Below are 18,285 nucleotides of genomic sequence, written 5' to 3' on the forward strand. Positions count from 1 at the left end.
CAATTTTTGTAAAAAATCAATACTGATTCGTCAGAAAAATACATTTGTGCGTGCTGCACGGATATTTTCTTTGATATAAGTACAACTGCACGTGAGAGACGGAAACTACAGGCGTACCTTACTTCCTTTGCCATCTCGTTTTGCTAATTTCAGACGGTTCAGATGAACTTCTTTTTCTTTATAAATGATCTGAGGCTGCTGGGTCACAAAATAAACATTTTCCAACTCGTCTCCCGCTCCCAGCTTCATGCCGCGCACACCGCGGGAATTCTTTTTCAGCTCTGGAATATCTTCCATGGAGAACCGCAGGAACATACCGCCGGCACTTTGCAGGGCAAGATCGGTCTCGGTTCCCACGATCCGGACGGTTAACAGGCTGTCTCCCTCCTGCAGCTTGGTCGATGCTACCGTCCGGTTGTTGGTCACAAATTCTTCTGCGGGGACCTGCTTTACCATGGCCATTTTTGTGGCGAACAATAAAATCTGTCCGGTCAGACGTCCAAAATTGGTCAAGAAGATGATTTCTTCTTTGCTTCCATCGTATTTGCTTAAATTATCGATCGGAGTTCCCTTATCGCGGAGTTTTCCGGATGGAACATCCATCAGCTTGATCTGGTGCAGGTTTCCGGTGTCAGTGAATACGCAGAGCTTATCGGTATTCAGACACGGGATCACATACTTGTATTCGGTATCTACGGTTTCCCGGTTCCGGTCGTAGGCTGAACGGTCCAGAAGCTTGCAGTAACCGAAGCGGTCCATGACAAACACCACTTCGCTCACAGCTACCGCAGATTCCTCGTATACGGCCTCTTTTCCGTTTTCGATCAGGGTCTTTCTCGGCTGGGCGAATTCTTCCTTAATGTGGTCCAGATCCTCTTTGATGACCTGATTCATGCCGTCACGGCTCTTTAAGATTTTCTCATATTCTGCAATTTTCTTCAGGCATTCCTTATAGTCTTTCTGCAGCGCCAGGATTTCCAGACCGATCAATTTGTAAAGGCGCATTTCGAGAATGGCATTTGCCTGCTTTTCCGTAAAGTTAAGCTGCTTTGCATCCTCCTCAAAGCCCGGATGCTTAAACTGGATCCTGGAAATGTCACCGGTCATTAAGCAGGCTTTGGCGTCTTTTAAGTTTTTCGAGCCGCGCAGGATTGCGATGATTAAGTCGATCACGTCGCAGGCACGGATGAGACCTTCGCGGATTTCCTTTTTTTCCAGTTCTTTTTCCAGAAGTGCCTGATACTTGCGGGTTGTATTTTCATACTGGAACTCCAGATAATTTTCCAGGATTCCGCGCAAGTTTAAGGTTTCTGGACGTCCGTGGGCGATCGCCAGCATGTTGACGCCAAAGGTATCTTCCAATTTTGTCTTCTTGTAGAGAATGTTGCGGATTTTCTCGATGTCGGCATCCTTTTTCAGCTCGAGGACAATGCGGATTCCCTCTTTGTTTGACTGGTTGGAAATGTCCACAACATCGGATAAAGTCTTGTTTTCTACGAGTTCTGCAATGTCGACCAGGAATTTATTGATGCCGGCACCGATCATGGTGTACGGGATCTCGCTGATGACAAGCTTGTCCCGGTCACTTTTCCGGCGTCCCAATTCTACCTCGATCTTGCCGCGCAGCTTGATCTTACCGGTTCCGGTTTCATAGATCGCCGGCAAATCTTTTTGATTGGCAATGATACCTCCGGTAGGAAAATCCGGCCCCGGCATATATTCCATCATCTCTTCAAGTGACATGTCCGGACGGTCGATATAGGCTTTGACCAGATCGACCACCTCTCCCAAATTGTGTGTCGGGATGCTGGTGCTCATGCCGACCGCGATGCCCTCCGCACCGTTGATCAGAAGGTTCGGCACGCGGACCGGAAGAACCTCCGGCTCTTTTTCAGATTCATCGTAGTTGGATACGAACTGCACGGTCTTGTCCAGATCCTTTAAATACACTTCTTCCGCAAACTTCTTTAAGCGGGCCTCGGTGTAACGCATAGCCGCGGCGCCGTCTCCCTCGATGGAACCGAAGTTTCCGTGACCATCTACCAGGGCCATTCCCTTTTTAAAGTCCTGGGACATCACAACCAGCGTCTCGTAGATGGAGCTGTCACCGTGCGGATGGTATTTACCCATGGTGTCGCCGACGATACGCGCCGATTTTCTGTGTGGTTTATCGTGTCCCAAGCGCAGCTCGCTCATATCGTAAAGGACACGGCGCTGTACCGGCTTTAAGCCGTCGCGCGCATCCGGGATCGCTCTGGCAGTAATGACGCTCATGGAGTAGTTTAAGTAACTGCGCTGCATCTCCTCCGAATATTCTGTTGTTAATATCTTCTCAGCCATGTTTTTTCTCCTTCACTCCCTTACGCATCGATCTCTGCTTCGTTTGCATGGTCATAGATAAACTGTTTTCTTGGCGGCACTTCGCTTCCCATCAGCATCTCGGTCACTTCGGATGCCATGCGTGCATCCTCGATTTCCACACGCTTTAAGACGCGGCGCTCCGGGTCGAGCGTGGTTTCCCAGAGCTGCTCCGGGTCCATCTCACCAAGACCTTTATAACGCTGCAGCCGGAAATCGCCGGTATGGTTTTTTCGGTAGCGCTCCAGCTCTTTATCATCGTATAAGTACTGCTCCTGTCCTCTGGACGGGATGACCTTGTAAAGCGGCGGCATGGCAATGTAAACATGGCCGTTGTAGATCAGCTCCGGCATAAACCGGTATAAAAACGTCAGAAGCAGGGTGTCGATGTGGCTTCCGTCGACATCGGCATCCGTCATGAGAATGATCTTGTTATATTTTAGTTTGGTGATATCGAAATCGTTTCCATACCCTTCTGAAAAGCCGCAGCCGAAGGTATTGATCATGGTTTTGATCTCGGCATTGGCCAGTACCTTGTCCATGGATGCTTTTTCCACATTCAGGATCTTACCACGGATTGGAAGGATTGCTTGGTATTTGCGGTTTCTGGCTGTTTTGGCAGAACCGCCCGCAGAATCTCCCTCTACGATAAAGATTTCGCAAAGCTCGGCATCACGGCTCTCGCAGTTTGCCAGCTTCCCGTTGCTGTCAAAGGAAAATTTAGACTTTGTCAGCATGTTGGTCTTCGCCTTCTCTTCTGCTTTGCGGATCTTTGCGGATTTTTCCGCGCAGCCGATGATGGCTTTTAAAGTCTCCAGATTGCGGTCAAAATAATGCGAAAGCAGATCGCCGGATACCGTAAAGACTGCTTTGGTGGCATCTGCACTTGCAAGCTTCGTTTTCGTCTGACCCTCAAAGATCGGATCCGGATGCTTCACGGCAACGATCGCCGTCATGCCGTTTCGGGTATCCGCGCCGGTAAAGTTCGGATCTTTCTCCTTTAAGATGCCCAGCTCTCGGGCATAGGAGTTGATCAGCTGGGTAAAGCGGGTCTTAAATCCAACCAGATGCGTACCGCCCTCCTGCGTAAAAATATTATTACAGAAGCCAAGGATATTTTCCTCAAAAGCATCGACAAACTGGATCGCTACTTCCACCTCGATCTGATCCAGTTCCTTCTTAAAGTAAATTGGTTCGTGGATCACCGTCTTGCCGCGGTTTAATTCCTTTACATAAGCCACGATTCCTTCCGGTTCATGGTAGGTGAGCTCTTCTTTCTCGTTGGCACGTGCATTTTTATAATAAATGGTAAGGCCCGGATTTAAATAAGCGGTCTCATGCAGACGGCTCTTTAACCAGTCTGCCTTAAACCGTGTTTTTTCAAAGATTTCGTCGTCTGGCAGGAAATTGATCTCGGTACCGGTCTGTCTGGTCTTTCCGAGTACCGGGAGCAATCCGTTTTCCAGTTCCACGGTGGGGATACCGCGCTCATACGCATCGTGATGGATAAAACCATTTTTATAGATTTTGACATCCATATGGGCAGATAAGGCATTCACGACAGAGGAACCGACACCGTGCAGTCCGCCGCTGGTCTTGTAAGCCTGGTTGTCAAATTTACCGCCCGCATGCAGTGTAGATAAAACCACACGCTCTGCAGATACGCCTTTTTTATGCATTTCTACCGGGATGCCACGTCCGCTGTCCTTTACGGTGCAGGAGCCGTCTGCTTCCAGGGTAACCCATATGGTATCGCAGAAGCCAGCCAGATGTTCGTCTACCGCATTGTCCACGATCTCGTAGATCAGATGATTTAATCCTTTTGTTCCAACGCTTCCAATGTACATACCCGGGCGTTTGCGCACCGCTTCCAGCCCTTCCAGGACCGTGATGCTGTCTGCGTTATACTGTGTATTTGCCATGTTTCCCTCCAACTATAAAACAAATGTTCGAATCTAAATTATAAATAAAATTTTCATCAAAATCAAGAACCAAAATCCATGATTCGATGTCAGACTGTTCCTATTCATGCTGTTTTCATCCAACAGTCTGCTAACCAAAAATCACTGCTGCAAGCAGTAAAATGACTGCCATTCCAAAGTTCCAGGTCGTAAAACGGATCAGGTACTGCTGTTTCGTTCCGGCTTCCGGAAAATGCTCCTGACTTTCCGCAAAAAACTTATAAGAGATCAGGCTGGCCAGCGATGCGATCAGCGTACCGAGTCCGCCAATGTTCACGCCGCGCAAAAGTGCAGCATACTGGTCGGTAAAGCCGGAAAGCAGGATTGCTGCCGGTACATTGCTGATCACCTGGCTGCAGGCAAAAGAAACAAACAGTTCCCGGCCCGTCAAGAGCTGGTTTAGCAGATCCCGCACCAGATCCATCCGCTTCATATTGCCGATAAAAATAAAAAATGCAATAAACGTAAGCAGAAGGCTGTAATCGACGTTTCGCGGCAGAAACGTGCTGTGGAAAAGTCCGCTTAACAGCAGGCATCCGATCAATACGATCAGCAGAAGAAGCGGCCATTCCAGCACGCGGAATACCGAAAGCAGGCTGAACAAAAACAGCACTGCCAGCAGCAGATTCTGGTAACGGGACTGATCCTTCTCACTGTGTCGTTTGCCTGCAGGGCGGTCCTGTGTTTTTACATTTGCAAAAGCATGGTCTGCGGTAGCTTTTTGCGTTTTTGTATCTGTATGAGAGGCCAGCATTTCTGACTTCAACCGTTCCGAATCTAATGGGAAGTTTTTATGAGCCACACAGGCTCCAAGGATCATCAAAAAAGAAAGGAGGCTAAGCGGTCCAAGGATCATCAGAAACTGCCCCATTCCCATACCGGAAACCGAATACAGATACAGATTCTGCGGATTTCCCACCGGTGTCATCATGCTGCCCAGGTTCGCTGCGATCGTCTGCATGACAATGACCGGGATCATTTCTTTTTGTAAGCCGGCAAGCTCCAGAACCAGGATCGTAAATGGAACAAACGTCAGCAGTGACACATCGTTGGTGATCCACATGGAGCAAAAGAAGCAAAGCATCACCAGTACCAGATAGAGCTGGCGGAACGTATGGACCTTCGCAAGCAGTGCCTGCGCCACCTTTCCAAAAAACCCGGTCTGTTTAAACCCTTCCATGATCGTCATCAGAGAAAACAGCAATGCCAGTGTCCGGTAGTCCAGATATCCAGGATACTGACTGTCCGGATGGACAAAAAATACAGAAATAACGGCAAGAATTGCTGCAATGCAAAGCACCGTCTCCTTTTTGAAATATGCGACCAGCCTTTTCATGATTCTTTTCATCCCTTTGATTTATTCTTAAAGTAACAAAGTGTTATTATAACCATTTTTTTTTAAGCTGGCAATAGGAAGAAATGATTGCGTCCATGAGTTGATCACCGAAAACAGAACTAAGAAAATATAAAAAAATGCCCTGCCGGACTTTTGCCCGGCAGGGCTCTGTTTCTATAACAGGTAATGTTATTGATTAGAAATCTACCTCAGTATCATAGTAGCAGCACTTCAGAAGTTTTTCCATCTCCTCCTGGCTAGGCTGACGCGGGTTGGAACCGGTACATGCGTCTGCGATCGCGTTCTTTGCAATCTCCGGAAGTCTCTCTAAGAATACCTCTTCCGGTACGAAGCCCTGCTCGGTCGGATAGCTGTCTGCGCCATAGTTCTTGATGCAGTGCGGAATCTTTAAGTCGTCGTTCATCTTTCTTAAGTAAGCGATCAGAAGAGCAACTTTCTCATCTAAGGTATCGCCGCCCAGTTTCATGAAGTCTGCGATCTCGCCATAACGCTCTTTCGCGGTTTCATCTTTTGCGTTGAATGCGATAACCTTTGGCAGATACATCGCGTTTGCAGCACCATGAATGATGTGTGCGCCGTAATCTGCGAAAGCTGCGCCGGTCTTATGAGCCATGGAGTGAACGATACCAAGCAGTGCGTTGGAGAATGCCATACCTGCCAGGCACTGTGCATTGTGCATTGCATCACGTTTTGCCATATCGCCATTGTAAGAGTCAACCAGATCTTTCTGGATCATCTTGATCGCGTGAAGAGCAAGCGGATCGGTAAAGTCACAGTTTGCGGTAGATACATAAGCCTCAATCGCATGGGTCATAGCATCCATACCGGTATGGGCAACCAGTTTCTGCGGCATGGTCTCTGCCAGTTCTGGATCCACAATTGCAACATCCGGGGTGATCTCGAAGTCTGCGATCGGATACTTAATGCCCTTCTGGTAATCGGTAATGATCGAGAATGCAGTAACCTCTGTTGCGGTTCCGGAAGTAGAGGAAATTGCACAGAAGTGAGCTTTTCTTCTCAGTTTCGGAATACCAAATACCTTACACATATCTTCAAAGGTGATATCCGGGTACTCATACTTGATCCACATAGCTTTTGCTGCATCGATCGGGGAACCACCGCCCATAGCTACGATCCAGTCTGGCTGGAAAGCTTCCATGGCTGCTGCACCCTTCATAACGGTCTCTACAGAAGGATCCGGCTCGATACCCTCGTAAAGCTGAACTTCCATTCCGGCCTCTTCCAGATACTGTTTTGCTTTGTCCAGAAATCCGAAGCGTTTCATGGAACCGCCGCCAACGCAGATGATCGCTTTCTTACCTTCGAAAGTCTTTAATGCTTCCAAAGCACCTTTTCCGTGGTATAAGTCTCTCGGTAATGTGAATCTAGCCATAACAAATCCTCCATTCTGCCGCGTCATGTCGCGACACCTTTTTGATTTCTTTTTTCTTATCGTTAATTAATTAACATTAACTCTGCATTTACTATACCATGTTTTGTATATTTTGCAATAGATTTTGAACATTTTTTTCGATTTTATTTTTATATTGCATATTTTACTTGTTAGCGTCTTGTCACATTTCACTTAAAATCAACATTCACTTAAAATCAACACCGATTTAACATAAACTTTGCAGCATACATACAGCGTCACGAAATCTCATTCAAATGTAAAACAGACGCACCATGTTGGGTGCGTCTGCAGTATGATCTTATGTAATGATCCGTCAGATGGTTTTTCTTTTGTTTTCTGTTATCTCTGGCATCCCAGATTGCTGATCTTGTAAGAAACCAGTTTTGGGCTGCTGCAGTTTTTCACAGACAGATTTTTTCTGCATGCAGTTTTGTTCTGTCTGCAGTCATTCGCCTTGCAGCCAAAGCTCTGGCATGCGGAAATAACACAGCCATTGCTGTAACATCCGGTACTATAACATCCGTTATTATTGGAGCAGTTGCCAACTGCCGCGAATGCGGTCATCGGCTGAAAGGCCATCAGGGCAGTCACGGCCATAGCTGCTGCGGTTGTTGCGATGTGTCTTTTCATAGTAGTCATTCTCCTTCTTTATTACATAAATATTACACATTTGTTACAAAAGTATGTTACCATACAGAGAATGGAAAATCCACTGGGAACTACTGGAAATCATACATGGAAAGTGGTCACGGCTTTAAGGAGTAGCCGATTCCAAGTCCTCCTGGTCCAATATGGCAGGTCACACCGAAGGAAAGGTCATCACACAGGATCGTTCTTCCTGGAAAAGCTGCTTCAATCTCTTTTACCCAGGCATCGGTTTCTTCTTTTCCAGCACTGGAAGCTGCCACAATGTGGACATTTCCTGCATGGTATTCATCCTGATAAGAGTCTTCTATAACCTTTTTCACATCATCGATCATCGTTTGTTTTGCACGCTTTAATCCGCGGCAGTTTTTGTGAAGTTCCAGAATGCCGATATCGAAATGCAGAACGGGTTTCACATTTAAAAGTCCGCCAACCAGAGCCACACCGGCTGAAATACGGCCGCCATGCTTTAAGTATTTTAAATCATCGACCGCAATGTAAATGCCTGTTTTTGTCTTAACGCGCTCCATGCGTTCTTTTACTTCAGCTGCACTGCATCCCTGTTCCAAAAGTTCCAGTGCATCCAGAATACTCTGATGGAGCGGTGTTGCAACACTTCCGTTATCTACAACGTAAACCCTGCCCTCGTATTTTTCTTCCCGGGAAAGCATCATGGCAGTCTGACAGGAACCGCTGAGACCACTGCTGATCGGAATATAAAGAATGTCCTCATAGTTTAAAAGTGCCTTGTCCCACAGTTCCATGACCGATTCCGGTGATGGCTGTGAGGTACTGATATTCTCCAGTCTGGACAGACGTTCCAAAAATTCTTCCCTGGTAATGTTGATTCCTTCATAATAACAGACATCATTCATATAAAACGGCATGGGAAGCACATAAATTCCAAGCCGCTCTGCTTCTTCCTGCGAAATGCCGCTATGGCTGTCTGTAACGATTCCTGTTTTTCTCATTCGAAACTCTCCTTTATCCCACCGAAACATACCGGTTCTCATTTGCACATAAAAGCTATTATAGCCTAAATGTTCCAAAAGAACAAGTAATCCCCGAAATACCATCGAATGACGGTACTCGGGGACTTTACTTATGTAATCATAATTCGATCACGATTATTTCTTTGCAATGTATTTGCGGATATCAAGGGCAATTGCCACGATGATTACGATACCCTGTACAATGTACTGGTAGTTGGTCTGGATACCAAGGAACTGCATGGAAGATTTCAACAGCTCGAATACCAGAACACCGATGACAACACCGGAGATACGGCCGATACCACCATTAACGGATACACCGCCGATGGTACATGCTGCGATTGCCTCCAGCTCATAGCCCTGACCCATGTTAACGCTGGCACCGCCGGCTTTTGCGCCAAGCAGGAAGCCTGCAATCGCATACAGGGCTGCAGCAGTTACGTAGATGATGATCTTGGTTTTCTTTACGTTTACGCCGGATACCTCAGCAGCAGCCTCGTTGCCGCCGATCGCATACATGTATTTGCCGTGACGGGTGTAGTTGAATACGAACCACATAACCAGGCCAATCACAAATGCGATGATGAACATATACGGGATCTGACCAAATAGCTTGCCGGTTGCGATTGTAGTGTAAGCCTTGCGGTAGCCGCCCAGAGGAGTTGCGTTGGTGTATACCAGGCAGATGCCGTATACAGCCAGCTGCATGCCCAGGGTGCCGATGAAGGCCGGTACATTTAAGTAAGCGATAACGATACCATTGATCAGGCCGAAGATGCAGCAGATCAGGATACATAAAGCCAGAACACCGAATACCGGCATATCGCCTAAATTCGGAAAAAACTTACCGCTGTAGTCTGCGGTCTGAAGTAAGGTACCTGCGATACAGGAAGCAAGACCAACCATACGACCTGCGGAAAGGTCGGTACCTTTGGTGATCAGACAGCCGCTGACACCAAAGGCAATGATAACACGCGCTGCAGTATTAACAGAAATGTTGGATAAGTTGTTCCAGGAGAAGAAATTATCTTTGGTAATGCCGGTGATGAGTACCAGCAGGAGCAGAACAATGATGATACCATTGTCCAGCAGTGTTTTCTTTATATCAATATTTTTTTTATTCATCCTCGTATCCTCCTTAATTGTTTCCATTCACAGTCGGATGCAATTTCCTATGAAACGAAAGACTGACTGTGATTAGTTGAACTGAGTAGCCATACTCATGATATTTTCCTGAGTTGCTTCCTCACCGGAGACCTCACCGGTCAATTTTCCAGCACACATAACCAGGATCCGGTGTGACATACCGATTAACTCCGGCATTTCAGAGGAAATCATGATGATAGATTTGCCCTGTCTTGTCAGTTCGATCATGATCTGGTAGATCTCGTACTTCGCGCCGACATCGATACCTCTGGTCGGCTCATCCATGATCAGCACGTCCGGGTTGTTTGCCAGCCATCTTGCAATAATCACCTTCTGCTGGTTACCACCGGAAAGAGACTGGATCAGTGTCTTGCTGCTCGGAGTCTTGATACTCAGTTTTGCTACATTTTCCTTAACAAGCTCTTCAATCTTTCCGATGTCAAGCATCGGTCCGACCTTTAAGTAGTTGTTAAGGGAGGAAATGGATACGTTGTCCGCGATGGAAAGGCATCCAAGGATACCGGTGCCACGGCGGTCCTCTGTGATCATTCCGATACCATCTTTGATGGCATCACGCGGTCTGGATACCTGGATTGGTTTTCCGTGAACCAGGACCTCTCCGCTCTTAACATGGCGCATACCGAAGATTGCTTCCATCAGCTCTGTTCTCTGGGCTCCAACCAGACCGCCGAAGCCAAGGATCTCGCCCTTCTTTAACTGGAAACTGATATGCTGGAAAGAACGCTCATGGATGCTGCAGAGGTCTTTTACCTCCAGCACCACTTCGTCCTGAATGGTATTTTCCATTGGAGGATAAACATTGGTGAGTTCACGACCTACCATCTGGCGGACAATTTCATCGTCACTGATGTCTTTGACCTCCCAGGTCCCTACATAAGTACCATCACGCATGATGGTAATATCATCGGCAATTTCACGGATCTCAGCCATCTTGTGGGAGATGTAGATCATGGAAACGCCTCTGGATTTAAGATCCCGAATGATGCGGAACAGCGCCTCTACCTCATTATCGGTAAGAGATGATGTCGGCTCATCCAGAATCACAACTTTCGCACTCATGGATACTGCCTTGGCGATCTCTACGGACTGCATCTGTGCAATGGAAAGAGATCCCAGTTTTGCCTTCGGATCGTAAGGCATTTTCACATTGTCCAGCCACTTGGCTGCTTCCTCGTTCATGGTCTTATGATCAATGATCTTTAACGGACCAAAGCTTTTTAGCGGATAACGGCCCAGATACATATTCTCTGCGATCGTTCTCTCCGGGATCGGCTGCAGTTCCTGATGAACCATGGCCAGTCCTTTATGTAAAGCGTCATCTGGATTTAAGATCGTCATTTTCTCTCCATCCAGATAAATTTCACCTTCATCCATTTTATAGATGCCAAATAAACATTTCATTAGGGTAGATTTTCCGGCTCCGTTCTCCCCCATTAACGCATGGACGGTACCGGGACGGACTCTTAAGTTGATGCCGTCGAGGGCTTTTACACCCGGGAAGCTTTTGCAGACTCCCTTCATTTCCAACCTGTACTCTGCCATCCCATTCTCTCCTTTCTGACTCCGTACCGGCTTTTTCAGCCGTTTTCTGCATGCGGCTGCGTTTTCTGCGGCCGTTTGCATTTCTTTAAAAATCGGGTGTGTCAGACGACACACCCGAAAGATGAATCACTGTTAATTACAGGCCAGAGTCTGACTATTTGATGATGTCAAGAATGTCTGCTGCGTTGTCCGGGGTAACCTTTACATAGTCAACCATGTTAACCGGATCAACAGACTCACCGTCTAAGTATTTGACAGCCATATCAGCTGCAGTCTTAGCCTGACCAATGTAATCGTTAAATACGGTACCGGTCATCTTGCCATCGGTGATGTTCTGAACTGCCTCGGTCAGAGCATCTACACCTACCAGGTAGATATCCTCATTTACTTTTCTGCCTGCTGCATCGATTGCCTGCAGAGCACCGAGTGCCATTGCATCGTTGTTACAGAAAACAACCTCGATCTTGTCGCCGAACTGGGTTAATGCATCCTGAACGATCTGCTGGCCTTTAGCCTGATCCCAGTCACCTCTCTGGAGCAGAAGCTCTTCAACCTCAACACCTGCATCGGTCAGAGCTTTGATGGAATACTCGGTTCTGTACTGGGCATCTACGTTCTCCGGATCGCCCTGAACCATGATGTAGCTTACTTTGCCATCGCCGTTGATATCACCTTTGTTTGCAGTCTCAAGGATTTCTTCACCCTGATAAGTACCAGACTGTCTTGCGTCTGCACCGACGTAAGTAGCATTGATACCGTCGGAAGCCCATCTCTCTTCCTCTGCGGAATCCGGCTCACGGTTGATGTAAACAACCGGGATTCCAGCATCTTTACACATATCGGTAACCTGCGGTGCGGAAGAAGACTGAACCAGGTTTAAGATCATAACGTCAACGCCGGAAGCGATGAAGTTCTGGATCTGGTTGGTCTGCTCTGCCTGATCGCCCTTACCATCCTGAACGGTGATGTTCTCTTTCTTGAAGCCAAGGTCCTCGGTTAAGTATCTCTCTAACTCGGTACGGTACAGAGTCATAAAGTTATCATCAAATTTGTAAATGGAAATGCCGACTTTTTTGTCTGCATAGTCGCCGCCTGCAGCTTCTTTTACTGCTTCTGCAGTGGTCTCTGCTTCTTTTGCAGCTTCGGTCGTTGCTGCCTCAGTTGCAGCTGCAGTAGTCTCTGCCGGTTTGCTTCCGCCGCATGCTGTCATAGACAGGATCATGCAGGATGCCATTGCCATAGCGGTTACTTTCTTTGTTAATCTCATGATGTAAATCCTCCCTTTAAATAAAATTGTCATAATTTGTAAGTTTTTGTTTACTTTCTCCATCTGACAAGCTCATTATAGCGGCGGATTGTGCAATTTTCCATAGGATTTTCTTTTCAGCATTATGGAATTTTTTCGATTCTACAATTTTTTAAGGATTTATATTGTCTTTTGTGACATGATTCTGCCTGGTCCAGTAGTATTTTTCTCCGTTTAGGCTGATTTTCTCCGGGATTGGTTCACCCAATCCGGCGGATGCTGCAATGGTAAAGATTGCATCTGCATAGCCGCTTTTATCTGAGGACACTGTGCCAAGCATCTTTCCGCTTTTTACTGCATCCAGTCCTGGAGTTGTTCCATCAATTCCAACCACACGGATCCGGTTGGCTCCTGCACGTTCCATCGCATCGATGGCGCCAAGGGCCATATCATCGTTATTACTGATCACCAGTTCGATTTTATCCGGATAGGAAGACAGCCACTGTTCCATCATGGCGGATGCCTGCGAACGTTCCCAGTTTGCAATACCGCCTGTTACTTTTTCAATTGGTACATCCCGGTCTTTTAAAGTCTGGACAGACCATTCCGTACGGATCAGGGAATCCTGATGATTGCTTTCTCCCTCCAGGAGAACGTAGCTGATCACTCCGTCTCCGTTTTGATCAAGGAATGCCGGATCTTTCTCATACTGCTCTGCCACGATTTCTGCTTCCAGCACAGCCGATTCCTTGGCATCCGCACCGACATAGTAAAGCTTGTCCCAGCGGTCCATATCCTCTTCCACCGGCTGCCGGTTAAAAAAGACTACCGGAATATCGGCAGCCATAGCCGGATCGATGATACCAGAGGAGGTGGTCCGGTCAACCGGATTGATGCACAGTGCATCACACCCCAGAGAAACAAAGCGTTCTACCTGCTTATTCTGGGTATACTGATTTCCTTTGGCGTCCTGAATGTCCAAAGTTACCTTGATACCAGTTTCCTGTTCATATGCTTTTGCCCGTTTTTCCAGCTCCGCGCGGATATTGCTGATAAAGGTATCGTCTGCCCGGTACAGGCTGACGCCAATACGGATCGCATTTTTCTTTTCCGGAGTGTTACCGGTCTGGCAGCCGGAAAGAAGACTGCTTGTGAGAAACAGCCCAAGTAATGCAGCAGTTGTCTTTTTGCTATTTACGTTCATGCGTATCAACCTCCTACTCAATGGGATAAAGCATCTTTTCAAACTCCGGACTGCGCAGGTCGTTTCTTTCGATATAATAACTGTCCAGTATCGTTTCTTCCGTCAGTTTCTGGTTTGCCAGAATTTCCACAGCCCGTTTTACACTTAAGTATCCGGTACTGAAATCATCGGTAACACAAAGCCCGTCTATGACGCCACGGTCCAGATAATTCAAAAGCGTGGTAGAAGTTCCTCGTCCATAAAGCCCTTCGACATGTTCCAGATAAACACTGCTGTCTGCAAGGATCTGTGCGGTTTCCAGAAGCGATTCCGAATCCAGCGCAACAATCACCGCCCTGGAAGAATCCGGGTATACCAGTTCTTCAATTGCTTTTCGAAAACTTCCATCTCCATGACGTTCTATTTTTTTAACGATGCACCCGTTTGTCTGCAGCACATTCTCGACTCCATCCTGAAAATGATGTTTCGCAGCAGATTCTTTGCCGGTATCAAACAGGAAGTACGGAACTTCTGTTCCGTGCCGGGTAAGTACCTGTTCTGCAAGTTTACGTCCCATTGCATCATGGTCTGTCATCACCACCGAAGATACTTTATCTCTTGGAAGCGCAGCGTTCACCAGAACCAGCGGAATCTGGAGCCGTTTTTGTGCCAGTGCATCTTCCAGCACATTCTCCGATACCGGCATAACGATCAGTGCTTTTGCGTCATCCTGCTGTTCCCTTGCCAGTCGTTCAATCTGCTGTTCGCCATCGCCGCCCTCATACAGAGTGATCAGGCTTACATCTGCATTCAGTTCGATGGCTGCCCGGTCCACACCTTTTTTGAAATTCTGACAAAATTCATCGGTTGTATCATCCAGGATTACGGAAACCGGATAGATTTCCGTTTTCCGCTCTTTGATGATCAGATCCGTGGAGGAAAGCAGATATAATATAATCAATATGATACCCAGACCGGTCAGAACCAGGTTCTCGCGTTTTTTCATGGTCTTCTCTCCTTTTCCTGGATTTCCCGGTAGTCCACTGCCGGAAGATGAATATGAATGATCGTCCCTTCATCTGGTTCTGATTCAATCCGAAGACCGTATTCGTTTCCGAAATACAGCCGGATCCGTTCATTCACATTTTTAACTCCGATTCCGGAACCTCGTTTGGAGGAGACATGCGCGTGCTCAGTCAAAAGACTGTCAACCTGTTCCTCTGTCATGCCAAGTCCGTTATCCTGAACCGTAAAGCACAATCCATCTTCTTTCCGTTCTGCACGGATCTCAATGAGCCCGTCTCCATCTTTAAATTCCATTCCATGATAAATGGCATTTTCAACGAGAGGCTGAAGCATCAGTTTTAAGCTTGCCATTCCAAGTACTTCTGGATCTGCATCAATCTGATAAGTAAATTTATTCTTAAACCGCATCTGCTGGATCATAAGATAATTGCGCACATGTTCCAGTTCATCCCGCACTGGAATGATACTTTTTCCCTTGCTTAAGCTGATACGGAAAAAACGTGCCAGTGCAGTTACAACCTTGACTGCCTCTGATTTCTGCTCATTTTCGATCATCCAGACAATGATGTCCAGGGTATTATAAAGAAAATGCGGATTGATCTGGGACTGCAGGGTATCGAATTCGCTCTTTCGCTTGGATTCATGTTCCGCAACAATATCCTGCATTAGTATCTTGATCTGTCTTGCCATATCACCGATCGAACGGCCAAGGTGTCGGATTTCGTAAGAACCGCCCTGGTATACTTCCACATCCAGATTTCCGTTTTCCAAGGCATTGACGGATTTTTCCAGTTCCCGGATCGGTATTGTAATGTGGGAGGAAATCGAGGAGTTGATGATCATCAGCATAAATAAAAAGAGTCCGACCAGAAAAAACATGAAGAGCTTTGTTTTCAGGGTATTGAGATAACTGTCCTGCTCTGGTGTAACACCAACCAGCTTCCAGCCGGTATAGCCGACAGACTTTACCGTAACATCGCGGATTTCGCCCTGATAGGATTCCCGGTAATTCCCGTCACGGTAAGTTTCGGCGGCTTTTAAGTTTTCTTCCATCTGTCCCGCATCGATCAGCTGCATCTGCGGATGATAGATCAGCTGTCCACCGGAGCTGATCATGTACAGATAGCCGTGATTTCCCATGGAAATGCTGTCCAGAAGCTGTTTTAAACTTCCGTAGGTAATATCAATCAGCAAAATACCCTGTTCGGTAGATACTCCTTTTGTGAGTTCTACCGCACGGGTCATGGTAATAACCCAGGTATACTGATTTTCATCGCTGTCAAAAATATATTGTACATGCGGTGTAGAAAAATGCAGGTTTTCGGTTCGCTCCAGTGTTTCAGGAAACCAGTCTTCTTTGCTTACATCAAGTCCCGTTTTCAGCCGGGCTGCCGGTACGGTATCGATGAGTGCCCCGTTTTTGGAAAATAATGCAATATTGGAGACATAATCCCGGTTACTGTCATATAGAAGATTCATTTCTGAGTGAATGCTTTCCTGCGACAGATCTGCATTTTTGATGACATCGTAATACAGGGAATCTGACAGCTTCATAATGGTACGAAGGTAGGAATCCACGGAATGGTTGACCTGTGCCAGCATCGTCTGGTTTTCTTCCTGGATCGCTGCTGTCATCTGGTTGACAAGACGTCCGTAAAAGGAAATTCCCATGAGGATCAGGGCAGTCAGGGCGCTGATCGTAAAATACAGATAAATGGTAGAGCGGATGCTGACGCGGCCAGGCAGATCAGACCATTTCTTTTTTAACATCATGTTTCTCCTTTAACTGCTTTGCGTTCCCCGGTATTTGGTTGGCGAAATTCCAAACCGTTTTTTGAATACATAGCTAAAATAATTTTGTTCCTGATATCCCACTTTCTGGGCGATCACATACGTCTTATCATCCGTCTCGTTGAGCAGTTCCACCGCTTTCTGGAGACGTACTTCTGTCAGATAAGCAATGTAGGTCTGTCCGGTCACCTTGCGGAACATCGTGGAAAAGTATGCCGGACTCATGTGCAGTTCCCGGCAGATCATCTCAACGGAGAGAGACGGGTCCTGATAATGGCTTTCGATATACTGTCTCGCTTCCAGGATTACTTTTTTGGTGGTATTGTCGCGTTCCCGGTTTAAGCTTTCATGGATCCGGAAACAAACTTGCAAAAGCCCGTTTTCAAATTCTTCCGGTTTTCCGATTGTGGAAGGAATATCCATATACTGCGTTTCCGTATCAAAAATCTCCCGGGTCGTCAGATCATACTGCTGCATCAGCCTGGTAACACAGTTAAAAAGAGACAGCATATAAAGCTGCTGCTGTCTGGCATGGACCTTTGCATCGTCCATACGTGCCATCAGTTTTTGAATCGTTTCCGTGATTTTTTCCTGAGGACCGAATTTTACGGCTGTGACAAAATCATTTTCGTCTGTATTATCGAATTTCAGCTTTCCGCGGCTTACCGGTTCCACATCGTTGATGTAGATTGTCTGTCCGGTTCCTACAATGGTCTTATAACCCAGAGCATCCACGGATGACTGGTAGATCCGGCTGATCTCGGACAAATCCTGACAGCTGTGTCCCACAGCAATGGTCACTGTCACATCCAGGATTCTTCTGCATTCTTTGCAAATGTCCCCCAAATGGTCTAAGAGGCCGGTCTGGGAATTGTTTTCATCGATTGCCGCGATCAGGGTCATTCCTGCTGAAGAGTTAAACATCGTGAAACGGCAATACTCTTTTAAATGATCTTCTGCGATCTGGCGCACGGAAATTGGCACCAGCTCCTTCTGCAGGGCGGCTGGACGATCTGTATTTTCTGCCTCAATATGCAGCAAAGCCGTGATCCATTTTTGTGAATGCAGAATGTCCACATTGTATTCTCTTAATTTTTCTTCGATCAAACTGGCATTTGCAGTGCCGCGCACCAGGTCATTTAAAAACACTTCTCTCAAGATCGGGAGGCTTTTCCGGTAACTTTCCTGCAAAAGTGCCGCATCGCGCCGCTGGCAGATTTCCTCATCCAGATTCTGTTTTACCCGTGTCAGAATCTCCGAAAGTTCTTCTACGTTCACCGGCTTTAGTATGTACTCTGTCACGTTCAGTTTAATTGCCTGCTGGGCATATTCAAAATCATCGAAGCCGGAAAAGATCAGCACTTTCATGGAAGGATATTTCTGGCGGATCCTCTCTGTTAAAGTCAGTCCGTCCATAAAGGGCATGCGGATATCTGTCATGACCACTTCTGGTTCCAGCTGTTCGATCTGCTCCAGCGCTTCTGCCCCATTCTCCGCATCGCCCACTACATCAAATCCCAAATGGTTCCAGTCAATTTTTCGTATGATGCCTTTGCGTACCTCTTCTTCGTCATCCACCAGGATGATCCGGTATAAACTCATA

At 46.9% G+C, this 18,285-nt stretch carries 13 protein-coding genes; all 13 read right to left on the reverse strand.

The window, feature by feature from the left end:
• Window positions 1-105: 105 nt before the first annotated feature.
• Complete coding sequence (locus DXB18_RS03255) at window positions 106-2,340, reverse strand: DNA topoisomerase (ATP-hydrolyzing) (RefSeq protein WP_118705955.1); 2,235 nt, start codon at window positions 2,338-2,340, stop codon at window positions 106-108.
• 20 nt (window positions 2,341-2,360) lie between these two features.
• Complete coding sequence (locus tag DXB18_RS03260; protein WP_118705957.1) at window positions 2,361-4,280, reverse strand: DNA gyrase subunit B; 1,920 nt, start codon at window positions 4,278-4,280, stop codon at window positions 2,361-2,363.
• A gap of 130 nt (window positions 4,281-4,410) precedes the next feature.
• Window positions 4,411-5,655 (reverse strand): SLC13 family permease, encoded by a 1,245-nt coding sequence (locus DXB18_RS03265; protein ID WP_182430448.1) that lies wholly within the window; start codon window positions 5,653-5,655, stop codon window positions 4,411-4,413.
• Between the two features lie 196 nt (window positions 5,656-5,851).
• A complete protein-coding gene (locus DXB18_RS03270; RefSeq protein ID WP_118705961.1) occupies window positions 5,852-7,069 on the reverse strand; it encodes an iron-containing alcohol dehydrogenase in 1,218 nt (405 codons plus the stop codon).
• A gap of 360 nt (window positions 7,070-7,429) precedes the next feature.
• Window positions 7,430-7,720 (reverse strand): hypothetical protein, encoded by a 291-nt coding sequence (locus DXB18_RS03275; RefSeq protein WP_118540494.1) that lies wholly within the window; start codon window positions 7,718-7,720, stop codon window positions 7,430-7,432.
• A gap of 116 nt (window positions 7,721-7,836) precedes the next feature.
• Window positions 7,837-8,706 (reverse strand): DegV family protein, encoded by an 870-nt coding sequence (locus tag DXB18_RS03280; protein ID WP_118705963.1) that lies wholly within the window; start codon window positions 8,704-8,706, stop codon window positions 7,837-7,839.
• A gap of 156 nt (window positions 8,707-8,862) precedes the next feature.
• Complete coding sequence (locus tag DXB18_RS03285; protein ID WP_118540492.1) at window positions 8,863-9,852, reverse strand: beta-methylgalactoside transporter; 990 nt, start codon at window positions 9,850-9,852, stop codon at window positions 8,863-8,865.
• Window positions 9,853-9,924: 72 nt separating this feature from the next.
• Complete coding sequence (locus DXB18_RS03290) at window positions 9,925-11,436, reverse strand: sugar ABC transporter ATP-binding protein (protein ID WP_118540491.1); 1,512 nt, start codon at window positions 11,434-11,436, stop codon at window positions 9,925-9,927.
• 154 nt (window positions 11,437-11,590) lie between these two features.
• Window positions 11,591-12,703, reverse strand: a complete 1,113-nt coding sequence (locus tag DXB18_RS03295) for a galactose ABC transporter substrate-binding protein (protein ID WP_118540490.1) — start codon at window positions 12,701-12,703, stop codon at window positions 11,591-11,593.
• Between the two features lie 151 nt (window positions 12,704-12,854).
• Window positions 12,855-13,886 (reverse strand): galactose ABC transporter substrate-binding protein, encoded by a 1,032-nt coding sequence (locus DXB18_RS03300; protein ID WP_118705965.1) that lies wholly within the window; start codon window positions 13,884-13,886, stop codon window positions 12,855-12,857.
• Window positions 13,887-13,899: 13 nt separating this feature from the next.
• On the reverse strand, window positions 13,900-14,871 hold the full coding sequence (locus DXB18_RS03305; RefSeq protein WP_118540488.1) for a substrate-binding domain-containing protein: 972 nt from the start codon (window positions 14,869-14,871) through the stop codon (window positions 13,900-13,902).
• Complete coding sequence (locus DXB18_RS03310) at window positions 14,868-16,661, reverse strand: sensor histidine kinase (protein WP_347560848.1); 1,794 nt, start codon at window positions 16,659-16,661, stop codon at window positions 14,868-14,870. The genes DXB18_RS03305 and DXB18_RS03310 overlap by 4 nt, the downstream gene beginning before the upstream one ends.
• A gap of 12 nt (window positions 16,662-16,673) precedes the next feature.
• Window positions 16,674-18,284, reverse strand: coding sequence for a response regulator (locus DXB18_RS03315; protein WP_118540486.1), 1,611 nt, complete (start codon window positions 18,282-18,284; stop codon window positions 16,674-16,676).
• Between the last annotated feature and the right edge of the window lies 1 nt (window position 18,285).

This window comes from Clostridium sp. OM02-18AC (assembly GCF_003481825.1).
In the GTDB taxonomy this organism is placed as follows: domain Bacteria; phylum Bacillota; class Clostridia; order Lachnospirales; family Lachnospiraceae; genus Brotaphodocola.

Coding starts and splice junctions, on each gene's coding strand:
- DXB18_RS03310 (WP_347560848.1), bottom strand. CDS start 16,661: ATGTTAAAAAAGAAATGGTCTGATCTGCCTGGCCGCGTCAGCATCCGC.
- DXB18_RS03260 (WP_118705957.1), bottom strand. CDS start 4,280: ATGGCAAATACACAGTATAACGCAGACAGCATCACGGTCCTGGAAGGG.
- DXB18_RS03255 (WP_118705955.1), bottom strand. CDS start 2,340: ATGGCTGAGAAGATATTAACAACAGAATATTCGGAGGAGATGCAGCGC.
- DXB18_RS03285 (WP_118540492.1), bottom strand. CDS start 9,852: ATGAATAAAAAAAATATTGATATAAAGAAAACACTGCTGGACAATGGT.
- DXB18_RS03295 (WP_118540490.1), bottom strand. CDS start 12,703: ATGAGATTAACAAAGAAAGTAACCGCTATGGCAATGGCATCCTGCATG.
- DXB18_RS03270 (WP_118705961.1), bottom strand. CDS start 7,069: ATGGCTAGATTCACATTACCGAGAGACTTATACCACGGAAAAGGTGCT.
- DXB18_RS03300 (WP_118705965.1), bottom strand. CDS start 13,886: ATGAACGTAAATAGCAAAAAGACAACTGCTGCATTACTTGGGCTGTTT.
- DXB18_RS03280 (WP_118705963.1), bottom strand. CDS start 8,706: ATGAGAAAAACAGGAATCGTTACAGACAGCCATAGCGGCATTTCGCAG.
- DXB18_RS03290 (WP_118540491.1), bottom strand. CDS start 11,436: ATGGCAGAGTACAGGTTGGAAATGAAGGGAGTCTGCAAAAGCTTCCCG.
- DXB18_RS03275 (WP_118540494.1), bottom strand. CDS start 7,720: ATGAAAAGACACATCGCAACAACCGCAGCAGCTATGGCCGTGACTGCC.
- DXB18_RS03315 (WP_118540486.1), bottom strand. CDS start 18,284: ATGAGTTTATACCGGATCATCCTGGTGGATGACGAAGAAGAGGTACGC.
- DXB18_RS03305 (WP_118540488.1), bottom strand. CDS start 14,871: ATGAAAAAACGCGAGAACCTGGTTCTGACCGGTCTGGGTATCATATTG.
- DXB18_RS03265 (WP_182430448.1), bottom strand. CDS start 5,655: ATGAAAAGGCTGGTCGCATATTTCAAAAAGGAGACGGTGCTTTGCATT.